Here is a 20,008-nt window from a genome sequence, read left to right on the forward strand (position 1 = left end):
AAGTTTCTTCAAAATTGAATCTATAAATTAGCAGAATGAAAATCCTGATTATTGAAGACGAAACAGAATTAGCAAAAAGTATCTCTGAATATCTTTCCGGAGAAAACTATCTATGTGAGTTTGCATCCACATATAACGATGCAATGAACAAAATAGAATTTTTCAGCTATGACTGTATTTTGCTTGACATTATGCTTCCGGACGGAAACGGTCTTACGATTTTAGAAGAACTCAAAAGGCAGAATAAACAGGATGGTGTGATCATTATTTCGGCCAAAAATGCGTTGGATGATAAGATTAGCGGATTACAACTGGGTGCAGATGATTATTTGACGAAGCCTTTTCATCTTTCGGAGTTAATGGCAAGAATCTATTCCATTATCCGTAGAAAACAATTTAATAATTCAAATGTTATCAAACAAAATGAATTACAAATTGATCTTTTGGCTAAAACAGTAAGCATCAATAACAAAACGATCGTCCTCACAAAAAAAGAATTTGACCTTCTGATTTATTTTGTAGGAAATAAAAACAAAGTAATCTCTAAAAGTACGTTAGCAGAACATCTTTCCGGCGATTTTGCTGATATGCTGGATAACCACGACTTTGTATATGCTCATGTCAAAAATTTAAAGAAAAAATTATATGATGCCGGATGTGAACATTACTTGAAGACGGTATATGGAACTGGCTATAAATGGGAAAGTAATTAAAGACCTATCTATGAAACCATTATTAAGCAGAACAACAAAGCCGTTTATTATTTATGTCCTTATTATTCTGGTCATCAGTATTCCCGTGTATTACTTTGTAGTGGATGCAATCTGGAAAGGAGAGCTGGATGAACACAACACTACTATTGCGAGAAAAACGGCTTATGAATTCAATAATTTAAAGCTTTCTGATGCAGCATTAGAAAAAAGCATTGCCCTCTGGAATCAAATCCAACCGGGAACGGATATTGAAAAAATACCGTTTAATCATGTAAAAAAAGATATGTTTTTCACTGTTGAAAAGCAAAAAACTTTTGCTTCCAAGCCAGAAATTGAAAGATACAGATGCCTGAAAAAAGTAATTTATATCCATCATGCTCCCTATCTTTTCACTGTAGAAACCAATATTGAGGAATCTCAGGAAACCGTTGCTGCAATCGCTTTAATAACTGTTTTTTTCTTTGTTCTTATTGTTGTCGGGTTATTATTTTTAAATAAAAAGCTTTCGACATCAATCTGGAAACCTTTCCGCCATACTTTAGATCAGCTAAAAACATTTAACCTGAATAATCAGACCAAAATTGAGTTTGATAACACAGATATTTCAGAATTTGAAGAACTCAATCAATCCTTAAGCAAGCTGATTGAACATAATATTTCAGTGTTTAAAACACAGAAGGAATTTACGGAAAATGCCTCTCATGAATTACAGACGCCTTTGGCAATCCTGAAGAATAAGCTGGATATTTTATTACAGGACGAAGATCTCACGGAAAAACAGTATCAGATCACAGAAGAGATGAACAAAGCTTTAACAAGGAGCTCCAGAATCAATAAAAACCTTTTATTATTAGCCAAAATTGATAACAGCCAGTTTGACAATACAGAAATTATTTATTTTGACAGACTGCTTCATCAAAGTATGGAAATACTGCAGGAACATTTCGAACTGAAGAATATTTCGGTTAATGAAAATATTTCATCTTCTGTAAAAGTAAATGGAAACAGCAGCTTAACCGAGGTTTTAATCAATAACCTGATATTAAATGCCATTCGGCATACTCCGCCTGACGGATCAATTTCAGTTACATTAACGGATTCATTGTTTGAAATAGCGAATTCAGGAACAGAAAAATTAAATACAGACCTATTGTTTAAAAGGTTTTCAAAGCTGTCAGCTGATCATAGCGGCAGCGGTTTGGGACTAGCAATTATCAGCGAAATATGTAAATTCCATCAATGGAAAATTAATTATACATTTGAAAATAATACCCATATTTTTTCTGTGATGATATAAACTCTAATCCTGCAATTATTTATAATCTTAATCAGCAGTCTGAAAAAATTGTCTCGCAACTTCACAAATAGATCTAATGTCTACTGTATTTGAATATTTAAACTGGAACTCATACATTTTTATATGAAAAAGAGATTAAAAATGGAAAAATGAAAGGCAAATAATTTAAAAAGAACACTTTGTAAAGCTTACATTCAATATGGATGATAAAAAAATAAATTTTCGGAAAGAGAATATACAGGCTTTTGCAAAAGTATTGTTATTCTATGTTTGTACTATAATAATACTGATATCAACGTCACACTTGTCAAAAAAATTATCAAAACAAAATGTCGATTTTATATCCGTTTTATTAGCCATTTTAGCTACTTTTTTTGTGATAGTCTTATTTGTTAAATGGGATAGGATAAGCTTTGCCTATATTGGAATGAAGCCGGATATATTTACGCTAAAAAGGCTTTTTTCAGGCTTTATAATAGGTTTATTATTAGCCATATTCCAAGCTTTGATTGTAATGGCTTTTGGGCACCTAAAATTAATAATGAATCCAAAAGTCCATTTGGGAACAGTTGTTTTTTCTTTATTCTTTTATTTGTTGATAGCCATTCGGGAAGAGTTGGTTTTCCGTTCTTATGTATTGAGGACATTGGACAATAAATTTAAAGCAGTATTTGCATTGTCTGTAATGATTGTACTCTTTATTTTTGAACATGTTTTAGCGGGTACGAGTTGGAAAATGTCAATCATTGGTTCCGGTTTAGGAGGTTTATTATTTGGAGTTGCCGCATTAAAGACAAGAGGCATTGCTTTGCCAATTGCACTTCATACAGCATGGAATTTTGGACAATGGATAACAGGTTTTAAAAACCAATCTGGCAGCTGGTATACGATCGTTGATAAGGGATATGAAATACAGACAGAAAATGTAGGGTTAGGTGCTTTCGTATTCGTAATGATTTTGACTATTTACATCATATCTTCTAAAAAAATAACACTTTAAAAAGATAAAGCAGCTGAAAATAAACTAAATACGATATTTACATGGATGAATATTTTCAATACAAATTCAGGAACAATTAGCAACAAAATAGTTGACTCCTTAAAAGGAAATCGGCTTAAAACCATTCAGGAAGTCATCATCGTTGTTAAAAAAGCGGTTGTGGAAAATAAAATTGATAAAATAATCTATAATGTTGCCCAACTATCAGCTTTCAAAAGATTTTATTGTAGAAGTGGTTGGGAATTATAATTCTGCCGCGAAAAATATTCAGGGAAAAAATCCCCATTCCATCATTTACAGCATTGCTGCCAGAAAACATTTCTGGAATAAAAAGGCGAGTATCGGATTGACAGCAACAAACCCTTTTAATACAGTTCATATTCCGTGAGCCAGTTACCGATTCGTTCTTTTGGGATCAGCTTCAGTTATAAATTCGGGAAAATGAATTTTAAAAAAGTAAAAGATATCAGCAACGATTATTTGAATGAAGCTTCACAAGTAAATTAAATTCAAAATAAATTCAGAATCAGGATATTATTTTGTATTCATTAATTTTTGACTGATGAGACTTATCCCATTTATTAAAACTCATAAAAGAATTTTATTCTGTGCTGTACTTGCCACGCTTTTGATTGCATTTGTACTGTTAAGCTGTTTTGTAGTGCTTGAACCGCCGGAATATCTTGATATTCATATTTCTGAGGAAATACAGGAAACTCAGACCCGGAATCTTAACATACTCATGATCTGGATCAGCGGGTTGGGGAGAACCCCTATATCGATGGTTATGGTGGGATTAAGTTCGTTTTTTTTCCTGATGTTACGTTTAAAAAAGGAAGCTTTACTCGTTTTATCGACACTTCTTTCCGGTGTTTTGGGTTTAGGCCTGAAAATACTGATCAACAGGCCGCGCCCTCCCAAAGATCTTGTGGTGCTTTTGGAAGAAACGAAATACCAGAGTTTTCCGAGCGGCCACGTTTTATTTTACACCGTATTTTTTGGAACATTAATCTTAATTATTCTTTACTTTCAAAAGATGAAATCTCCCATTAAGATAGTGCTCACCAGCATTTGTCTTTTAATGATTTTCTTAGGAGCGGTTTCCCGGGTCTATCTCGGAGCGCATTGGTTTACAGACGTTTTAGGCGGGTTTATTTTAGGTATTTTCTACGTTTTGATAACGGGGTATTTCTATATTAAAAATGAAAGAATATTCCTGAAAATATAAATTCAGAATTCCTACAAAATCGCATCGCATCTTTACCCTATAATTGATAGAATATGGATACTCTTCGTACATATCTCCTTCGTGGTTTTGTATGGTTGATGCTGTTTGGGGGATGTTTTAAAATAGATGCGCAGCCCAACACACTGTCTTATTTTCTTGCAGCAGCCCGGGCCAACAGTCCGCTTTTAAACGATTACAACAATCAGGTAATTTCTAACCGAATTGACAGTTTAAAATTAAGAGCAACATACGGCTTTATCGTAACAGGAGAGGGCAGCGCTGGCTATTCTCCGAATAGTAAAGGCTGGGGATATGACAGCGCATTGACAAACGGGCAATCCCTTTTTGCGGGCGTAAGAGTTGCCAAAGAATTCATCAGCCGCAACAATCTGAATACGCGGCTGGCAGGTTTTAATGCTAGTATTGCACAGGTTTTAGCACAAAAAAACATCAGTATTCAAACGCTTAATAAACAGATTACAGATCAATACATTGCCACCTATGCAAGCCAGCAGCAATATAATCTAAATAAGGAAATCATACATCTGCTGGATCAGGAAGACGTTGTATTAAAAAAACTGACACAGGCTGCGGTGTTCAAACAGACAGATTATCTGACTTTTAAAGTTACCCTTCAACAAAACGAACTGATGCTGGAACAGCAAAAAGCAGACTGGCAGAACAATTACTCCCTGTTGAAATATTTGTCCGGAATTGTAGATAATACCTTCGAACCCGTTGAAGAACCTCAGTTTAAAGAAACACTCAATCCTCTTTCTTTTGATGAGAGTATGTATGCTAAAGCCTTTAAAGCTGACAGTCTAAAACTTGCGAATGATGCCCAAATCATTCAGTATGATTATCACCCAAAGATCACGGCCTTTTCTGACAGCGGTTACCAGTCTTCATTTACGCTTACTCCCTATAAAAATTTTGGAATGAGTGTCGGCGTCGGTGTCACCATTCCGATTTATGACGGCCATCAGAAAAAAATGCTGTTGCAGCAAAACCAATTATTACTGCAAACCCGCCAACAATATCTTGAACAGACACAAAGACAATATCGGCAACAGATTCTTCAGGTTAAAAATCAGATGGAACAGTATGATAACATGATCAATACCGCGAATCAACAGATTACTTATGCCAAAACTTTAGTTGAAGCCAACGCCAAACAGCTTCCGACGGGAGATGTAAGAATGGTGGACTTTATTTTATCCATTAATAATTTACTTGGTCTTAAAGGAAATATGATCCGGTATAACACCACTTTACTCAACCTGAAAAACCAGCTGCAATACCTAATCATTCCATAAATTATGAAAAAAATAATCACCTTTTTTATCCTCTCTTTTGCTGTTTTCAGCTGTAAGAAAACGGACGGAAGTGTTCCTGCAACTTCCGGACCTGATGCAAACCCTAAAACACTTGTCACGGTGGCTTATCCGTCTGATACAGCTCAACTCAACACTATGGTGACGCTTAATGCAACGGCAACTTATCTATTAAAATCGGATGTAAAAGCCAACAGCAACGGTTATATTACAAAAATGACCATCAAGCTGGCAGACCGCGTCGGGAAAGGAGCTGTACTTTTCGGATTGCAGACCAAAGAAGCCAGAGCGCTGGGAAATACCATTAATAAACTGGATCAATCCTTTCGCTTCAATGGAACAACGACGGTAATGAGTCCTGCAACAGGATATGTCGCTATGCTGAACCATCAGATCGGGGATTATGTACAGGATGGGGAAGTATTGGCAACCATTACCGATGCAGGCAGTTTTGGTTTTGTGGTAGATGTGCCTTATGAATACCTTCAAATCATAAAAAATAAAGGCTCTTTACCGATTACCTTGCCTGACAATACGGTTTTGCAGGGAAGAATCGCAAAAGTAATGCCTTCTGTGGATGCGGTTTCTCAAACCGTAAAAGTTTTGCTGCAGGTTCCCAATAGCAATATTCCTGAAAATCTGATTGGTACAATAAGTTTTTCCAAAACGTCTGCATACGGTTTATCGGTACCTAAAATGGCGGTTATAAGTGATGAAACCCAGTCTTCTTTCTGGGTCATGAAGTTAATCAATGATACAACAGCTGTAAAAACAGATATTACAAAAGGGATAGAAACGGATCAGTATATCCAGATAAAATCCGGGAATTTGACGACAAAAGACCGGGTTATTATCTCCGGAAATTTCGGGTTGAGCGATACAGCAACAGTGAAAATACAAAAACCATAACGTTATGAAAAAATCATTTTTTGTAACCTATAAAAGTCCTTTGCTGGTGTTGATTTTCTTGATATTGGCAAGCGGAATCTATTCTTATACTGAGATTCAGTCGGCTTTATTTCCGCAGATCACTTTTCCGAAAATAAAGATCATTGCAGATGCGGGACAGCAGCCTGTGAATCAAATGACAGTAGGCGTAACCAAAGTTTTGGAAGGTGCCGTGAAAAAAGTTCCGGATCTGCAGGTTTTAAAAAGCACAACCAGCAGAGGAAGTTGCGAAATTTCCGCATTTATGGATTGGAATGTAAATGTAGATTTAGCCAAACAGCAGATCGAAAGCAGTATCAATGAAGTAAGAAACCAGCTACCGACAGATGTGAATATTTCTGTTGAAAAAATGAACCCTTCAATTCTTCCGGTGATGGGGTATTCTTTAAATTCCGGCTCAAAAGATCCTATTGAGCTGAAACAATTGGCACTTTATACCATCAAACCTTTTCTTTCACAGGTTCCGGGAGTTAGTGAGGTGAGAATTATCGGCGGACAGGACAAGGAATTCCGGGTGGTCATGAATCAGGCGATAATGGCAAGATTGGGAATTACACCCGCTTCGGTTGAACAGGCAATTAATAATTCCAATTTCATTAAATCCAATGGTTATTCTTCAGATTTCCGGTATCTCTATTTAACGCTTACCGATGCCCAGATCCGCAATGAAGGCCAGCTGAAGAATCTTGTGTTAAGCAATAACGGAAACCGCATCGTTTTATTGAGTGATATTGCCCAGATCAATGTTCACAATGCGAAACAATATATTAAAGTGAATGCCAACGGACAGGAAAGTATCCTCATTGCGATCATACAGCAACCCAATGCGAATGTAGTTGATCTGAGCAAAGCAATGGAAGCAAAAATTGCCGAACTGCAAAAAACGTTACCGAAAGATCTGGTTTTAAAACCATATTATGTCCAGGCAGATTTTGTGAATGATTCTATAAAAAGTGTTACCGATGCTTTATGGATCGGATTGGTTTTGGCCATCATTGTTGCTATCATTTTCCTCCGTTCGTGGAAGGCGAGTGCCGTGATTTTAATCACGATTCCGATCACCTTAAGTCTTACGATGCTTGTTTTGTATACAATGGGACAAACATTCAATATTATGACGTTGGGAGCCATTGCCGCTGCAATAGGATTAATCATTGATGATGCGATTGTGGTGGTTGAACAAATCCATAGAACCCACGAGGAACATCCCGAGGAATCTTCAAAAACTTTAGTACAAAAAGCGATTAATTATCTTCTGAAAGCCATGGTCGGCTCATCACTCAGTACAATTGTCATTTTTTTACCTTTTATGCTGATGAGTGGTGTTGCGGGAGCTTATTTTAAAGTGATGACGGACACCATGATTATCACTCTGGTCTGTTCATTTTTGGCGACATGGATATTATTGCCTATCGTTTACTTATTCTTATCGTCAGGAAAACAAAAAGAAAAAAATCTTCAGCATCACGATGTAAAAGAAAGGAAATGGGTGGGATTCTTCATTAAAAGACCTTTATACAGCTATGTATTCATAGGAATCCTTATGGTTGTAACGGCGATAATTCTCCCCAATATCAGTACCGGATTTCTGCCTGATATGGATGAAGGCAGTATTGTTTTAGACTATAATTCACCACCGGGAACTTCACTGGAAGAAACCGACAGAGAACTGAAAGAGGTTGAAAAAATCATCACTTCAACTCCTGAAGTCCAGGCCTACAGCCGAAGAACAGGAACCCAAATGGGGTTCTTTATCACGGAACCGAATAGGGGAGATTATTTGATTCAGCTAAAGAAGAACAGAAGTAAAACGACTAATGAAGTTACAGATGATATCCGGGCGAAAATTGATGCCTCAGGGTTACCTTTAACCGTAGATTTTGGACAGGTGATTACCGACATGCTCGGTGATCTGATGAGCAGTGTACAGCCCATTGAAATTAAAGTTTTCGGAACAGATCAGAAAGTAATAGAAAGTTACTCAAGGAAAATCGCGGACATTGTAAGAAAAGTCAATGGTACAGCCGATGTATTCGATGGAATTGTCATTGCCGGCCCCTCAATGGTTGTCCATCCTAAGCTGCCTGTTTTGGCACAGTATACTATTTCTTTACCTGATTTTCAGAACCAGCTGCAGGCCAATTTGGACGGGAACGTAGCCGGAAATATTTTTGATAACGTTCAGTACACGCCGATACGGTTATTGTACAACGAGAAAAGCAACCAGTCTCTAAGTGACATCAGCAACAGTATGATTGCTTTACCCAATGGGACTTTGAAACCACTGAGCGAATTTGCAACCGTAAATGTAATCTCCGGTTCTGCCGAAATAAACAGAGAGGACCTGCAGACGTTAGGTATCGTAACCGCAAGATTAGATAATGGAAATCTGGGGGGAACAATCCAGGAAATTCAGAAACAAATGAATCAGAAAATGAAACTGCCGGTGGGATATTCTGTGGTGTATGGCGGTGCATATGCAGAACAGCAGCAATCATTTAAAGAACTGCTGATTATTTTGGTGGTTTCCAGCTTGCTGGTATTTTCGGTGATGCTGTTTTTGTTCAGGAATGTTCTGGTGGCTTTAATCATTTTATTTGTTTCAGTTCTGGGACTTTCGGGAGGTATTCTGTTACTGTATGTGACAAACACTCCATTGAATGTCGGAAGTTATACAGGACTCATTATGATGGTGGGAATCATCGGGGAAAATGCCATTTTTACCTATCTGCAATTCCACGAAAGTCTGGCAACGAAAACCAAGGAACAGGCTGTCATTTATGCCATCAGTACAAGGCTTCGTCCGAAATTAATGACCGCTTTGGGAGCTATCATCGCATTACTGCCCTTAGCATTGGGAATCGGAACGGGAGCTCAAATGCATCAGCCTTTAGCCATCGCTGTTATCGGTGGTTTTATCGTTGCATTACCGCTTCTGCTCATTGTCTTGCCGACATTGCTCAATACAATCAATTTAAAACAAAAAGAAACAAATAATCAATAAAACACAATGAACACAAATGTTATTAATCATTATTCAAAGCTCAGGCTTTCTTTATTTTTTTTACCGCTGTCTTGTTTGATGATAATTTTTTTATATCTCTATTATCAAGACGCCTTATCTGCTGATAAATATATACAGAACCAGAAGAACTGTTTCTATTTTTTAAATTCAGAATTGTCACAATTTCCAGATATACAGTATAATCTTACCCAGCTGGGAGATGCGCTGGTTTTTTTATCATTCTTAACCATTTTCATTGTATATGCCCCTAAAATGTGGGAATCTTTACTATCAGCTTCTCTTGTATCATGTTTGTTTTCTAATGTACTTAAAAAAATATTTGCCGTACCCAGACCTGCTGCAGTATTTGATAACAATAGTTTTGTGATCATCGGAAAAACATTGTCCGGACACAACAGTGTACCATCAGGACATTCGATTACAGTTTTGGCGGTACTTACAGTTCTCATGTTTGCCTTTAGCCCCCAAAAGCTGATCTGCAAAATAATATGGATTTTTTTCGTACTCGTTACCGGGCTGATTCTTGTGTTGACGAGAGTAGGTATAGGAGCACATTATCCGCTTGATGTCATTATTGGCGGTATCGTGGGGTATATTTCCGGGCTTACGGGGATCTTTCTCAGCCGAAAATACAGAATTTGGTCCTGGATTAATCATAAAAAATACTATCCCATTTTTATTTTGTTATTTCTGATTTGTGGTGTTGCAATACTCAACAAAATAATTAATGAAAATTTGACCATATTTTATCTGGCATTTATTAGCTTAGTTGTTTCACTTTATAAAATTATTGCGCTGTATGTTAAAAAATGATATAAAACTAACTCATTTTGTTTTGCTGATGAGTTTTCTTACTTTGTTATTGTTTCATTTTCCCTTTTACAGTTTTGTCTTTAAAAATGTCGATTATAAAAGTCTGAACGGCATTATCCTCATTATGAGTTTAATGATTCTAATGTTGGTGGCCAATGCCTTTGCATTCTACCTTTTTTATTTTCTGTCGCGTTTTGTAGGAAAATTTTTATTGGTTTTAACTTTTATCATCAATGCAATTGCCGTTTACTTTATCAATACATACAGTGTCGTCATAGACGAAAGTATGATCGGTAATGTGCTCAATACCAATTATTCAGAATCCAGCAGTTTTTTTTCCGTCAAATTGATAGTATACATCATTGTGCTCGGTATTCTTCCAGGTATTTACATCATTAAAACTAAAGTCGCCACTGTACCTTTGAAGAGGTTTTTAATCACCATTTCGCTTAGCCTGTTATTTATGCTCACTATGGTATTTGCCAATGCAAGCCATTGGCTGTGGATTGATAAAAATTCAAAAACATTAGGCGGACTTGCGATGCCCTGGTCATATTCAGTGAATATCTCTCTGTTCTATATTCATAAAAGCCAAAAAAATGAAAAAGAAATTTTATTACCCGATGCAGCGATAAGAGACAACAAGAAGTCGGTAATGGTATTGGTTATCGGAGAATCTGCAAGAAGCCAGAATTTTTCTCTCTATGGATACAGGAAGAATACAAATCCGCTGCTTTCCAAAATACCGCATGTATTTCATTTTGATGCTACCTCTGATGCCACCTATACCACCGCAGGCGTCAAGAGTATTCTGGAATATAAAAATACCGGTGACCTGTATGAAATCTTGCCGAATTATTTAGAAAGAAATAATGTAGAGGTTATTTGGAGAACCACAAACTGGGGAGAGCCGCCAGTTCATATAAAAAATTATCAGAACAGGGAGTTTTTAATGCCAAACTGCAAAGGCGAAGGATGTAATTATGATGAAATTCTTTTGACCGGGCTAAAGGACCAGATAGCAGCCAGTAAAAAAAATAAAATACTTGTCATATTACACACCAGCACCAGTCACGGACCTACATACAGCAAGAAATATCCGGCTCGATTCGAGACTTTTAAACCCGTTTGTAACAGCGTTGAACTGGGAAACTGTTCCCGGACAGAATTGGTCAATGCATATGACAATACCATCGTTTATACCGATTATATTTTATCTGAGGTAATTGATGATTTAAAACAACTCAAAGAGTATAACAGTGCCATGATCTTTGTTTCAGACCACGGAGAATCTTTAGGAGAAAAAAATCTATATATGCATGGATTACCTTTAAGTATGGCTCCTAAAGAACAATACGAGATTCCTTTTATCGTTTGGGTATCTGATGGTTCAAAACAGCTTAAACCCAATAAAATATTGTCTCAGCATCATGTGTTTCACAGTGTTTTAAATTTTTTGGGCCTACAAAGTCCTGTTTATGACGAAAAAATGAATATTTTCAAATAAATGCCGCCGCTTGCATCCTGTGCGCCCAGCAAAGAAGTGACCTGAGGCTATTGCTTCTTTGCAATATACCATTTAGGTTATCCCAATTTCAGCCCATCATTTTATTTTTATGAATATCAATTTGTTCTCCGGTTGTCGTTTTAAATACAGGTTCCAGCAGCAGGTAAGATCCTTAATCAATTCAGAATTTCTACAAAATTATATTTGATCTTTACTGAATAATAATGCTTTTTTGTAAGATCCTTTTGTTTTCCACAGGCTTTGCAGTGAAGGCATTTAATTTAATAAGAAATATGAAAATACTTATTATAGAAGACGAATGGGCTTTAAGCAAAAGTATGGTCAGCTATCTAAAGTCTGAAAATTACCTTTGTGAGGTATCCGGCAGTTTCAATGACGCTATTGAAAAGGTGGATTCTTATGATTATGATTGTGTACTTCTTGATATCTCTCTGCCTGACGGAAACGGCCTGTCGGTATTAAAATTTTTAAAAGAAAACAATAAAACAGAAGGAGTTATTATTATTTCAGCTAAAAATTCTATCGAAGATAAAATTGAAGGATTAAAACTCGGTGCTGACGATTATCTGCCGAAACCTTTTCATCTTTCAGAGCTCAGCGCCAGGATTGCTGCGGTCATTCGCAGAAGAAGGTTTAATGGGGAAAACATTTTGATCCTCAAGGAAATTACCATTGATATTGTCGCAAAAACGGTTGCTGTAGATCATCAATTTGCAGATTTGACAAGAACAGAATATGACCTGCTTCTTTATTTCGCAGTGAACAAAAACCGTGTCCTTTCCAAAGCTGCAATTGCGGAGCATTTATCCGGCGAAGATGCCTATTTACACGATACTTACGATTTTATCTATGCCCATATCAAGAATCTTAAAAAGAAAATGTCAAAAGCCGGAGCTGATGATTATTTAAAATCAGTGTACGGAATGGGCTACAAATTTGAAATCTGAAATGAAACTGATTCACTACCTATCCGGGCGATATATTATGTACTCCGCAATTATTTCGATCATTGCGGTTCCCTTGTTTTATCTGTCATTGCAGCATCTGCTGCTGAAAGGCCTGGATGAAGAAATGAAACAGCAAAAGAACTGGATAGAAAAGAAATTAAACAAAGTTTCTCCGAAAGATTTCATTTCTTTTGAGAATAATGTAACGGTAACGCTCTCTAAAAGCTCAAAAAAATCAGATGTTTTTTTCAGTGAACCGGTATTTGTAGAGACTGATCAGGAAGTTGTTATGCATCGGGTTTTGCTTTCCAATATGACTGTCAACGGTAAGAATTACACGGTCCGCATTCAGAAATCAATGATTGAGGATGAAGATCTTCTTAAAAGTATCCTGATGCTGCAGCTGGTCTTTATCTTTTTCCTGATTCTCGGTTTAGGACTGATCAATTTTTCGATATCAAAAAAATTGTGGCTTCCATTTAACGATATCGTAAAAAAAATGAAGAACTACCGTGTTGATATTTCTGCCGGGCTTCATTTTATGCCGACCAACATTATAGAGTTCAAAGATTTGGAAAATTCAATAAGTGAACTGGTAGACCGCAATAATACATTGTACAGATCACAGAAAGAATTTACGGAAAATGCCTCCCACGAGCTGCAAACGCCGATCGCTGTTTTTCATAGCAAGCTGGAGCTGCTGATGCAGACCGCACCCATCTCCGAAGAACAGGCCGGTTTGATAGAAGAACTCTTCTTATCGGGTGAAAGGATGCAGAGAATCAACAGAACGTTATTATTGTTGACAAAAATCGAGAATAATCAGTTTCCGGATACCGAAAAAATAGCCGTAAAAAAAGTTTTTGCCAACCTTATCACACAATATCAGACCATCTTACTCAGAAAAAATGTGAGCCTGGAAATTTCTTCTCACACTGAGCCCGAAATTACCGCAAATCCTATTCTGATTGATATCTTATTCGGAAACCTTTTATCAAACGCTTTCAAGTACACAGAAGAAAAGAACCCAATAAAAGTAGACCTGTCCGATCATTCGGTTTGTGTAAGTAATGAATCTCTGAACGGTGCCGGAAGACTTGCAGAATCAGACCTGTTTCAGCGTTTTAAGAAACAGTCGAATGACAGCAGCAGTCTCGGATTGGGGCTGGAAATCTGTAAAAAAATAGCTGATCTGTATCATTATAAAATTGGGTATGACTTTGCAGACAATCGGCATTTTTTTACCATTTATTTCAAATAATTTTTATTTCAGCGCTAAAATTCAACATCTCTACAGAATCAGGTTTCAACTTTACCCTATTAATCTAAAATTATTTAAAAATGAAAAAATTATTGTTAGCAATGTCTTTAGTATGCCTAAGTACCCTGGCTTATTCTCAAAAAAAAGAAAGTAAGGAAAAAGATACTGAAGTGCCTGCAGTGGTACAAAAAGCTTTCCAGAAAGCTTATCCGAATGTAAAAGCTGAATGGGAAAATGAAGATGGCAACTATGAAGCAGGCTTCACATACAAAGGACAGGAAATGAGCATTCTTTATAATGCGCAGGGTGTTTTGGAAGAAAAAGAAATGGAGATCAAAGTGAGCCAGCTTCCGTCTCTGGCTTCCTCGTATGTGGCAAAAAAACAGTTAGGTAAAATTAAAGAAGCCTCTAAAATCACCAAAGCCAACGGGACGGTCATGTATGAAGCCGAAGTGGCCAGCGGAGACGCTCTGTTTGATGCCCATGGCAATTTTGTGAAACTGCAGAAAGATTAAATCTGCATAGAAGTAAGAATGATTAGAGAAAGCCACGAATTAAGGTGGCTTTTTTTACAGAAAAAAAACGGATGATCCGGTAAATTCTAAATTTCTTCTAAATCATTACAGAATTTTGTTTAAAAATTAAAGTAATGAATAGAGTGGGACTGTTATTTTTTTCTATTTCAATCATATTTCCCGGAATGTCTTTTGCGCAGGTAAAGGGAGTAACCATTTCCGGTATGATCAAAAATAAATCTAACAAGCTGGCTTTGTCATATGCAAATATTTTGGCGAAAACTGAAAAAGATACTGCATTTGTTGCCGGAACGATTACCAATGAAGATGGCAGATTCTCGTTAACCGGAATTACACCGGGAAATTATCAGTTGGAATTTTCGCTCTCAGGATTTCGAAGGCAAACGCAGCTCCTTTTTGTGGGAAGCTTATCTGAATTTTTGGAGATCCCACCCATAGAACTTGAGCCGGAATCAGCTCAGGAAACAAAAATTGGAGAAGTTATTCTGACCTCTTCCAAAAAAAATGAACTCAGCAATCGGTTGGATAAAAAAACCTATTCGGTCGCTGATAATATCAGCCAAAGCGGAGGCTCTGTCCTGCAAAGCATGCAAAATCTTCCGGGAATTACTGTTCAGGACGGAAAAGTACAGCTGCGCGGTAACGATAAAGTGACGGTTTTAATTGATGGGAAACAAACTGCCCTTACAGGTTTTGGAAGCCAGTCCGGACTGGATACTATTCCGGCTTCTGCTATTGATAAGATCGAGATCATCAACAATCCTTCTTCAAAATATGATGCCAACGGAAATGCCGGAATCATCAATATTATGATGAAAAAAAACAAGCAGAACGGCTGGAACGGAAAAATCGGCTTTACTTATGGTACGGGTTCCTATTGGGTAAGAAAAGAAAATCTGCCGACCATAAGACCTCAATATACGATTACGCCAAAAATAAATCCATCCGTATCTCTCAATTACAGAAAAGAGAAAGTCAATATTTTCCTTCAGGCTGATAATTTATATACGGAAACACTGAATAAAAATGAATTTGTAACCCGGACCTATGACAACGGAACAATTATTAATTCACAGTTAAAAAGAAACAGAAATACGAATTATCTTACCACAAAAGCCGGAATCGACTGGAATATTGATCCTCAGAATACCTTGACTATTTCAGGGCTTTACGGAAGTGAGAAAATTATTGACCGCGGAGATCAGCCATTTTTTAACGGAGATCGGTCTCAACGCCTTCGTCTCTGGCAGTTTTTGGAAGATGAGCTGAAAACCACGATCATGGGAACGGCTTCTTATCAGCATAAATTCAAAGATGCAGGACATGTATTGAATATCGGATTCAATTATACTTTCCACAGAGAAGATGAAAAATATTTCTACGACAATTATTTACCGGCTTCAACAGGAACCGATGCTTTTAAATTATTATCGGATGAGCAGGTGTATGATTTTACTATTGATTATATAAAACCTTTAAAATATGGGAGAATTGAGACAGGAATTAAACTGAGAAACAGAAGCATTCCTACGGATATGAATTTTATTCCCGGGGTAAATTCTGTTTTAGATGCCCATGCAGGGGGCTGGGCAACGTATAAAGAATTGATCCCTGCGGTGTATGGAAATTATGTTTTCGAAAATGAAAAATGGGAAGCGGAGCTTGGGGTGAGACTGGAATACGTGAAAGTTCAATATGCTGTCAATCCGGATCATCCGATCTATAAAAGTGACCGCTACAATTATACACAGCCGTTTCCGAATCTGAGGATAGCTTATAAACTGAACGATCACAATAAGTTATCCGTATTTTACAACAGGAGAGTGGACCGTCCGAATGAAGTTGATATCCGGATTTTCCCGAAATATGATGACGCAGAAATTATAAAAGTCGGGAATCCGCAATTAAGACCTCAGTTTACCAATTCGATTGAACTGGGACACAAGTATAACTGGGATAACGGCTATCTGTATTCTGCTCTTTATCATCGTTTTGCTAACGGAACGATTACCAGAATTTCAAGTATTGTTCCTGAAAGCACACTGATTTATGCTGTATTTCAAAATGCCGGAAAAAGTTACAATTCAGGGTTGGAAATGATCTGGAATCAGAAAGTTTCAAAAGTATATTCCTTTAATATCAACGGAAATATCTACAGAAATCAGATCAGTGCATTTTCGGTAGCCAACCTGTATCCACAACCCAATATATTTTCTGCCGATCGGGAAACAGGCGTTTCAGGAAATGTAAAAGTGAACAATACATTCAAACTTTCTAAAGGATTTGATGCTCAATTAACAGCCGTTTACCTGGCTCCGGATATTATTCCGCAAGGGAAAATAAGGTCGAGGTTTTCAGTGGATCTGGGCGTGAAAAAATCAATTCAAAACGGAAAAGGCGAAATATTCCTGAATGCTACCGATTTGCTGAATACAATGGTCATTAAAAAGAAAATTCAGGGGAACGGGTTCGCTTACACAAGTGATGACTATTACGAAACTCAGGTTGTAAGATTAGGATATAGCTATAAATTTTAAAAATATAATAATCGTGAATAATTTAATAGAAGCTGTTAATAATGATGGGATATTATTTCTTTCGGAAATTCTTTCTGATCAGTATCCTTCTGAAGAGGAAATAATTGTATCTAAGTATGAAAAAGCTCTAAGACTAAAGTTCGAAAAATATCCCGAACTTACTTTTACAGAATCCGGGAAAAATAGCCTCGCAAAATGTAAGGAGGCGAATGTCCGGCTACTGAATTGTTCCCACAAATTTTAATACACAAACAAAATGTCAAATTACCATCAAAAAACTGCAGTGAGCCTTTTCATCTTGGCATCAGTCTTCGGGAAAGTTGCAGCTCAAAATACTGATACCATCCAGGTTCAGGAATTTAAACAAGATAGTACAGCTGTTGTATATACAGAAAAAAATACGTTAAACTATAAAAAGTTAATCATTCCTGCGGCTCTTATAGGTTACGGAGTGGCAAGTTTAAGCGTGAAAGGCCTGAAGGATTTGAACTTCTCTACCAGAGACGAAATTAATGAACACAAGCCGGATCATATCAACCTTGATAATTATACACAATTCGCACCCGCCGCTTTGGTATATGGATTAAATGCATTGGGAGTGGAAGGAAAGCATAATTTCAGAGACAGAACAATAATCTATGGAACCTCGATGCTGATAACATCCGCGTTTGTAGTTCCTTTGAAACATATGGTAAAAGAAGAAAGACCGGATCAGTCCAATAATCTTTCATTTCCTTCCGGCCATACTGCAATTGCTTTTGCTTCTGCGCAATTTATGTTCAGAGAATACAAGGATACCAACTTTTTATTAGGAATTTCAGGGTATTCTTTTGCTATTTTTACAGGAGTTTACAGAATGTTAAATGATAAGCATTGGTTCGGAGATGTTGTAGGTGGGGCCGGTTTTGGGATTCTTTCTACAGAATTGGCCTATTGGTTATATCCTAAAATTAATAAGCTTTTAGGAGGGAAAAACAAAAATTCTGCAGCCATGGTAATGCCTTTTTATCAGAACAAGAGTGTGGGAATAGGCTTTGTTAAAAACTTTTAATTAATACCGGAAAATAAATATGTGGTTCTACTATGCCTTACTATCGGCTTTATTTGCGGCATTTACCGCTATTTTTGCTAAAATAGGCGTTTCAAATGTCAGTTCCAATCTTGCTACAGGAATCAGAACCATTATCATTCTGGTGCTGGTTTGGAGTATTGTTTTTGTACAGGGAGAGGCCAAAGATATCCGTTCATTATCGAAGCTGAATATTATCTTTCTGGTTCTTTCGGGCGTTGCAACAGGATTGTCGTGGCTGTTTTATTTTAAAGCCCTACAAGTCGGGAAGGTTTCTCAGGTGGCGGCTGTAGATAAACTTAGTGTCGCCATTGCCATCTTATTGTCGGTCTTGTTTTTTAAAGAAACCTTAACATTGAAAACGGCGATAGGAGCTTTGCTGATCATTAGCGGAACGATATTGTTTGCCATAAAATGAATTGGACTGAATGATCAATAAAAAAGATACGAATTGGACTGCTCCAAAAAGGGTTGACTTTTTGGGGCATTTTTCTACGTAAAAACGCGGGGCTAAATAAGATTTTTAGCTTAGAATGAATAACTTAATTCTTAGCTATATTTATTGTATGAACTAAAATTAACTATTTCAATTCTAATTTAAATTTATGCTTTTATCCAAATATGACAAATTTTAACTTAATGATTAGTAAATTTTAATTGAAATTAAAACAACATTAGCGCAATTATGTATAGTTCATATTTGCGCATTGCCTAAATTTGGACGTTAGCGGTAATTTTAAAAACAGACATTAGTAATAAAAAGTGATGAAATCAATAATAATTTTTATATCCATAATTTCCTTTTCAAATAACTTGGTCTTTTCGCAAACGTCTGAAAGAAAATTTGTATCAATTAACAATAAAAAAATTGCATATAAAACTTTCGGTCTTGAAAATAGAAAAGGCAATGAGCCAGTTGTAGTTTTTGAAGCAGGACTTGGTTCTGGTGGTGGGGGTTATGGCGGTTTACTTTCATTTGTTCAAAAAAGATTTGCGGGTATTGTTTATGATAGAAACGGAATTGCAGACTCTGAAATCGATACTTCCCTAAAAACTGATGCAGACGTAATGAAAAGACTTCACGATTTATTAACAAAATTAGAAATTAAGCCGCCTTATTTATTGGTCGGTCATTCCATTGGCGGACCTTTTATTCGTTTATATGCTTCAATTTATCCGAATGATGTCTGTGGTTTGTTCTTCATAGATCCAACAGATTTTATGCTAACGCAGGGAGAAGATGATAGAGTAAAATTAAATACTTTGAGCAAGTCGGGATACAGAGAATTATTTATAAAAAATTACGATTATATACTAAAAGACACTTCAATCTCAAATGGATTTAGATTTGAAGTTGAAAGGGAAAAGAATGAAAGTACACCTGTATTCTTTAAAAGATACAAATCTTTATCACCACTCAAAGATATTCCCGTAACAATAATGATTTCTTATAATAAGCATATAGAAGATTACGAAATAGAAATGAATAAAAATTTGAACTTGGGTATCAATCTAATTCCTTGGTGGAAAGAATTAGATTATCTTAGAATTGATCATTATGCGGAAATGATAAAAAATAACCAACACAGTAGATTGATTTTATTGCCACTTTACAGTCATGGAATCCATCAACAAGATCCAAAAATTGTAGCAGATGCATTAATTGAAACATATGAAAATTGCCTATCTTCAACTAAAAATAGGTGAAAAACTACTGCTAACATCGGTTTGGCAATATGGCAGGTTTAGTGCTAAATCGAAGTTTATCTCCT

The 20,008-nt window shown here is 36.5% G+C and carries 19 protein-coding genes; 18 read left to right on the forward strand and 1 reads right to left on the reverse strand.

Annotation, left to right across the window (positions count from 1 at the left end):
* Positions 1-35 precede the first annotated feature (35 nt).
* The 8 genes from MUW56_RS22440 to MUW56_RS22475 all read left to right on the forward strand — a co-directional run bounded on the left by MUW56_RS22440 (position 36) and on the right by MUW56_RS22475 (position 9,524).
* Positions 36-713, forward strand: a complete 678-nt coding sequence (locus MUW56_RS22440) for a response regulator transcription factor (protein ID WP_292015294.1) — start codon at positions 36-38, stop codon at positions 711-713.
* Positions 714-723: 10 nt separating this feature from the next.
* Positions 724-2,010: a HAMP domain-containing sensor histidine kinase gene (locus MUW56_RS22445; protein WP_292015295.1), complete on the forward strand. Its 1,287-nt coding sequence runs from the start codon at positions 724-726 to the stop codon at positions 2,008-2,010.
* 199 nt (positions 2,011-2,209) lie between these two features.
* On the forward strand, positions 2,210-3,010 hold the full coding sequence (locus MUW56_RS22450; RefSeq protein ID WP_292015296.1) for a type II CAAX endopeptidase family protein: 801 nt from the start codon (positions 2,210-2,212) through the stop codon (positions 3,008-3,010).
* A 190-nt stretch (positions 3,011-3,200) separates the two neighbouring features.
* Positions 3,201-3,398, forward strand: coding sequence for an outer membrane beta-barrel protein (locus MUW56_RS22455; protein ID WP_292015297.1), 198 nt, complete (start codon positions 3,201-3,203; stop codon positions 3,396-3,398).
* Positions 3,399-3,572: 174 nt separating this feature from the next.
* Positions 3,573-4,238 carry a phosphatase PAP2 family protein gene (locus MUW56_RS22460; protein ID WP_292015298.1) on the forward strand — a complete coding sequence of 222 codons (666 nt, stop codon included), beginning with the start codon at positions 3,573-3,575 and terminating at the stop codon, positions 4,236-4,238.
* A gap of 53 nt (positions 4,239-4,291) precedes the next feature.
* On the forward strand, positions 4,292-5,554 hold the full coding sequence (locus tag MUW56_RS22465) for a TolC family protein (RefSeq protein ID WP_292015299.1): 1,263 nt from the start codon (positions 4,292-4,294) through the stop codon (positions 5,552-5,554).
* A gap of 3 nt (positions 5,555-5,557) precedes the next feature.
* A complete protein-coding gene (locus MUW56_RS22470) occupies positions 5,558-6,481 on the forward strand; it encodes an efflux RND transporter periplasmic adaptor subunit (RefSeq protein ID WP_292015300.1) in 924 nt (307 codons plus the stop codon).
* Positions 6,482-6,485: 4 nt separating this feature from the next.
* Positions 6,486-9,524, forward strand: a complete 3,039-nt coding sequence (locus MUW56_RS22475) for an efflux RND transporter permease subunit (protein ID WP_292015301.1) — start codon at positions 6,486-6,488, stop codon at positions 9,522-9,524.
* A gap of 155 nt (positions 9,525-9,679) precedes the next feature.
* On the opposite strand, the gene MUW56_RS22930 is transcribed toward MUW56_RS22475, so the two are convergent.
* Entirely contained in the window at positions 9,680-9,916 is a 237-nt protein-coding gene (locus tag MUW56_RS22930) for a hypothetical protein (RefSeq protein ID WP_367118577.1), read from the reverse strand.
* Here MUW56_RS22930 and MUW56_RS22935 point away from each other — a divergent pair.
* The 10 genes from MUW56_RS22935 (at position 9,837) to MUW56_RS22525 (ending at position 19,943) form a co-directional block, all read left to right on the forward strand.
* On the forward strand, positions 9,837-10,358 hold the full coding sequence (locus MUW56_RS22935; protein WP_367118576.1) for a phosphatase PAP2 family protein: 522 nt from the start codon (positions 9,837-9,839) through the stop codon (positions 10,356-10,358). The genes MUW56_RS22930 and MUW56_RS22935 overlap by 80 nt on opposite strands.
* On the forward strand, positions 10,345-11,865 hold the full coding sequence (eptA, locus tag MUW56_RS22485; protein WP_292015303.1) for a phosphoethanolamine--lipid A transferase EptA: 1,521 nt from the start codon (positions 10,345-10,347) through the stop codon (positions 11,863-11,865). Before MUW56_RS22935 ends, eptA begins: the two co-directional genes overlap by 14 nt.
* Before the next feature lie 293 nt (positions 11,866-12,158).
* Entirely contained in the window at positions 12,159-12,833 is a 675-nt protein-coding gene (locus MUW56_RS22490; RefSeq protein WP_292015304.1) for a response regulator transcription factor, read from the forward strand.
* Position 12,834: 1 nt separating this feature from the next.
* On the forward strand, positions 12,835-14,094 hold the full coding sequence (locus tag MUW56_RS22495) for a HAMP domain-containing sensor histidine kinase (protein ID WP_292015305.1): 1,260 nt from the start codon (positions 12,835-12,837) through the stop codon (positions 14,092-14,094).
* An 80-nt stretch (positions 14,095-14,174) separates the two neighbouring features.
* Positions 14,175-14,609 (forward strand): hypothetical protein, encoded by a 435-nt coding sequence (locus tag MUW56_RS22500; RefSeq protein WP_292015306.1) that lies wholly within the window; start codon positions 14,175-14,177, stop codon positions 14,607-14,609.
* A gap of 134 nt (positions 14,610-14,743) precedes the next feature.
* Positions 14,744-17,167, forward strand: a complete 2,424-nt coding sequence (locus MUW56_RS22505) for a TonB-dependent receptor (protein WP_292015307.1) — start codon at positions 14,744-14,746, stop codon at positions 17,165-17,167.
* 13 nt (positions 17,168-17,180) lie between these two features.
* A complete protein-coding gene (locus MUW56_RS22510; protein ID WP_292015308.1) occupies positions 17,181-17,411 on the forward strand; it encodes a hypothetical protein in 231 nt (76 codons plus the stop codon).
* Between the two features lie 12 nt (positions 17,412-17,423).
* Positions 17,424-18,218: a phosphatase PAP2 family protein gene (locus tag MUW56_RS22515; RefSeq protein ID WP_292015309.1), complete on the forward strand. Its 795-nt coding sequence runs from the start codon at positions 17,424-17,426 to the stop codon at positions 18,216-18,218.
* Positions 18,219-18,237: 19 nt separating this feature from the next.
* Positions 18,238-18,654, forward strand: coding sequence for an EamA family transporter (locus MUW56_RS22520; protein ID WP_292015310.1), 417 nt, complete (start codon positions 18,238-18,240; stop codon positions 18,652-18,654).
* Between the two features lie 347 nt (positions 18,655-19,001).
* Positions 19,002-19,943 carry an alpha/beta hydrolase gene (locus MUW56_RS22525; protein WP_292015311.1) on the forward strand — a complete coding sequence of 314 codons (942 nt, stop codon included), beginning with the start codon at positions 19,002-19,004 and terminating at the stop codon, positions 19,941-19,943.
* Positions 19,944-20,008: the final 65 nt, after the last annotated feature.

Origin of the sequence: Chryseobacterium sp., from assembly GCF_022869225.1 — a bacterium.
Lineage (GTDB): Bacteria > Bacteroidota > Bacteroidia > Flavobacteriales > Weeksellaceae > Chryseobacterium.

Coding starts and splice junctions, on each gene's coding strand:
- MUW56_RS22465 (WP_292015299.1), top strand. CDS start 4,292: ATGGATACTCTTCGTACATATCTCCTTCGTGGTTTTGTATGGTTGATG.
- MUW56_RS22930 (WP_367118577.1), bottom strand. CDS start 9,916: ATGATCACAAAACTATTGTTATCAAATACTGCAGCAGGTCTGGGTACG.
- MUW56_RS22515 (WP_292015309.1), top strand. CDS start 17,424: ATGTCAAATTACCATCAAAAAACTGCAGTGAGCCTTTTCATCTTGGCA.
- MUW56_RS22475 (WP_292015301.1), top strand. CDS start 6,486: ATGAAAAAATCATTTTTTGTAACCTATAAAAGTCCTTTGCTGGTGTTG.
- MUW56_RS22450 (WP_292015296.1), top strand. CDS start 2,210: ATGGATGATAAAAAAATAAATTTTCGGAAAGAGAATATACAGGCTTTT.
- MUW56_RS22520 (WP_292015310.1), top strand. CDS start 18,238: ATGTGGTTCTACTATGCCTTACTATCGGCTTTATTTGCGGCATTTACC.
- MUW56_RS22495 (WP_292015305.1), top strand. CDS start 12,835: ATGAAACTGATTCACTACCTATCCGGGCGATATATTATGTACTCCGCA.
- MUW56_RS22525 (WP_292015311.1), top strand. CDS start 19,002: ATGAAATCAATAATAATTTTTATATCCATAATTTCCTTTTCAAATAAC.
- MUW56_RS22440 (WP_292015294.1), top strand. CDS start 36: ATGAAAATCCTGATTATTGAAGACGAAACAGAATTAGCAAAAAGTATC.
- MUW56_RS22455 (WP_292015297.1), top strand. CDS start 3,201: ATGTTGCCCAACTATCAGCTTTCAAAAGATTTTATTGTAGAAGTGGTT.
- MUW56_RS22500 (WP_292015306.1), top strand. CDS start 14,175: ATGAAAAAATTATTGTTAGCAATGTCTTTAGTATGCCTAAGTACCCTG.
- MUW56_RS22445 (WP_292015295.1), top strand. CDS start 724: ATGAAACCATTATTAAGCAGAACAACAAAGCCGTTTATTATTTATGTC.
- MUW56_RS22490 (WP_292015304.1), top strand. CDS start 12,159: ATGAAAATACTTATTATAGAAGACGAATGGGCTTTAAGCAAAAGTATG.
- MUW56_RS22505 (WP_292015307.1), top strand. CDS start 14,744: ATGAATAGAGTGGGACTGTTATTTTTTTCTATTTCAATCATATTTCCC.
- eptA (WP_292015303.1), top strand. CDS start 10,345: ATGTTAAAAAATGATATAAAACTAACTCATTTTGTTTTGCTGATGAGT.
- MUW56_RS22470 (WP_292015300.1), top strand. CDS start 5,558: ATGAAAAAAATAATCACCTTTTTTATCCTCTCTTTTGCTGTTTTCAGC.
- MUW56_RS22460 (WP_292015298.1), top strand. CDS start 3,573: ATGAGACTTATCCCATTTATTAAAACTCATAAAAGAATTTTATTCTGT.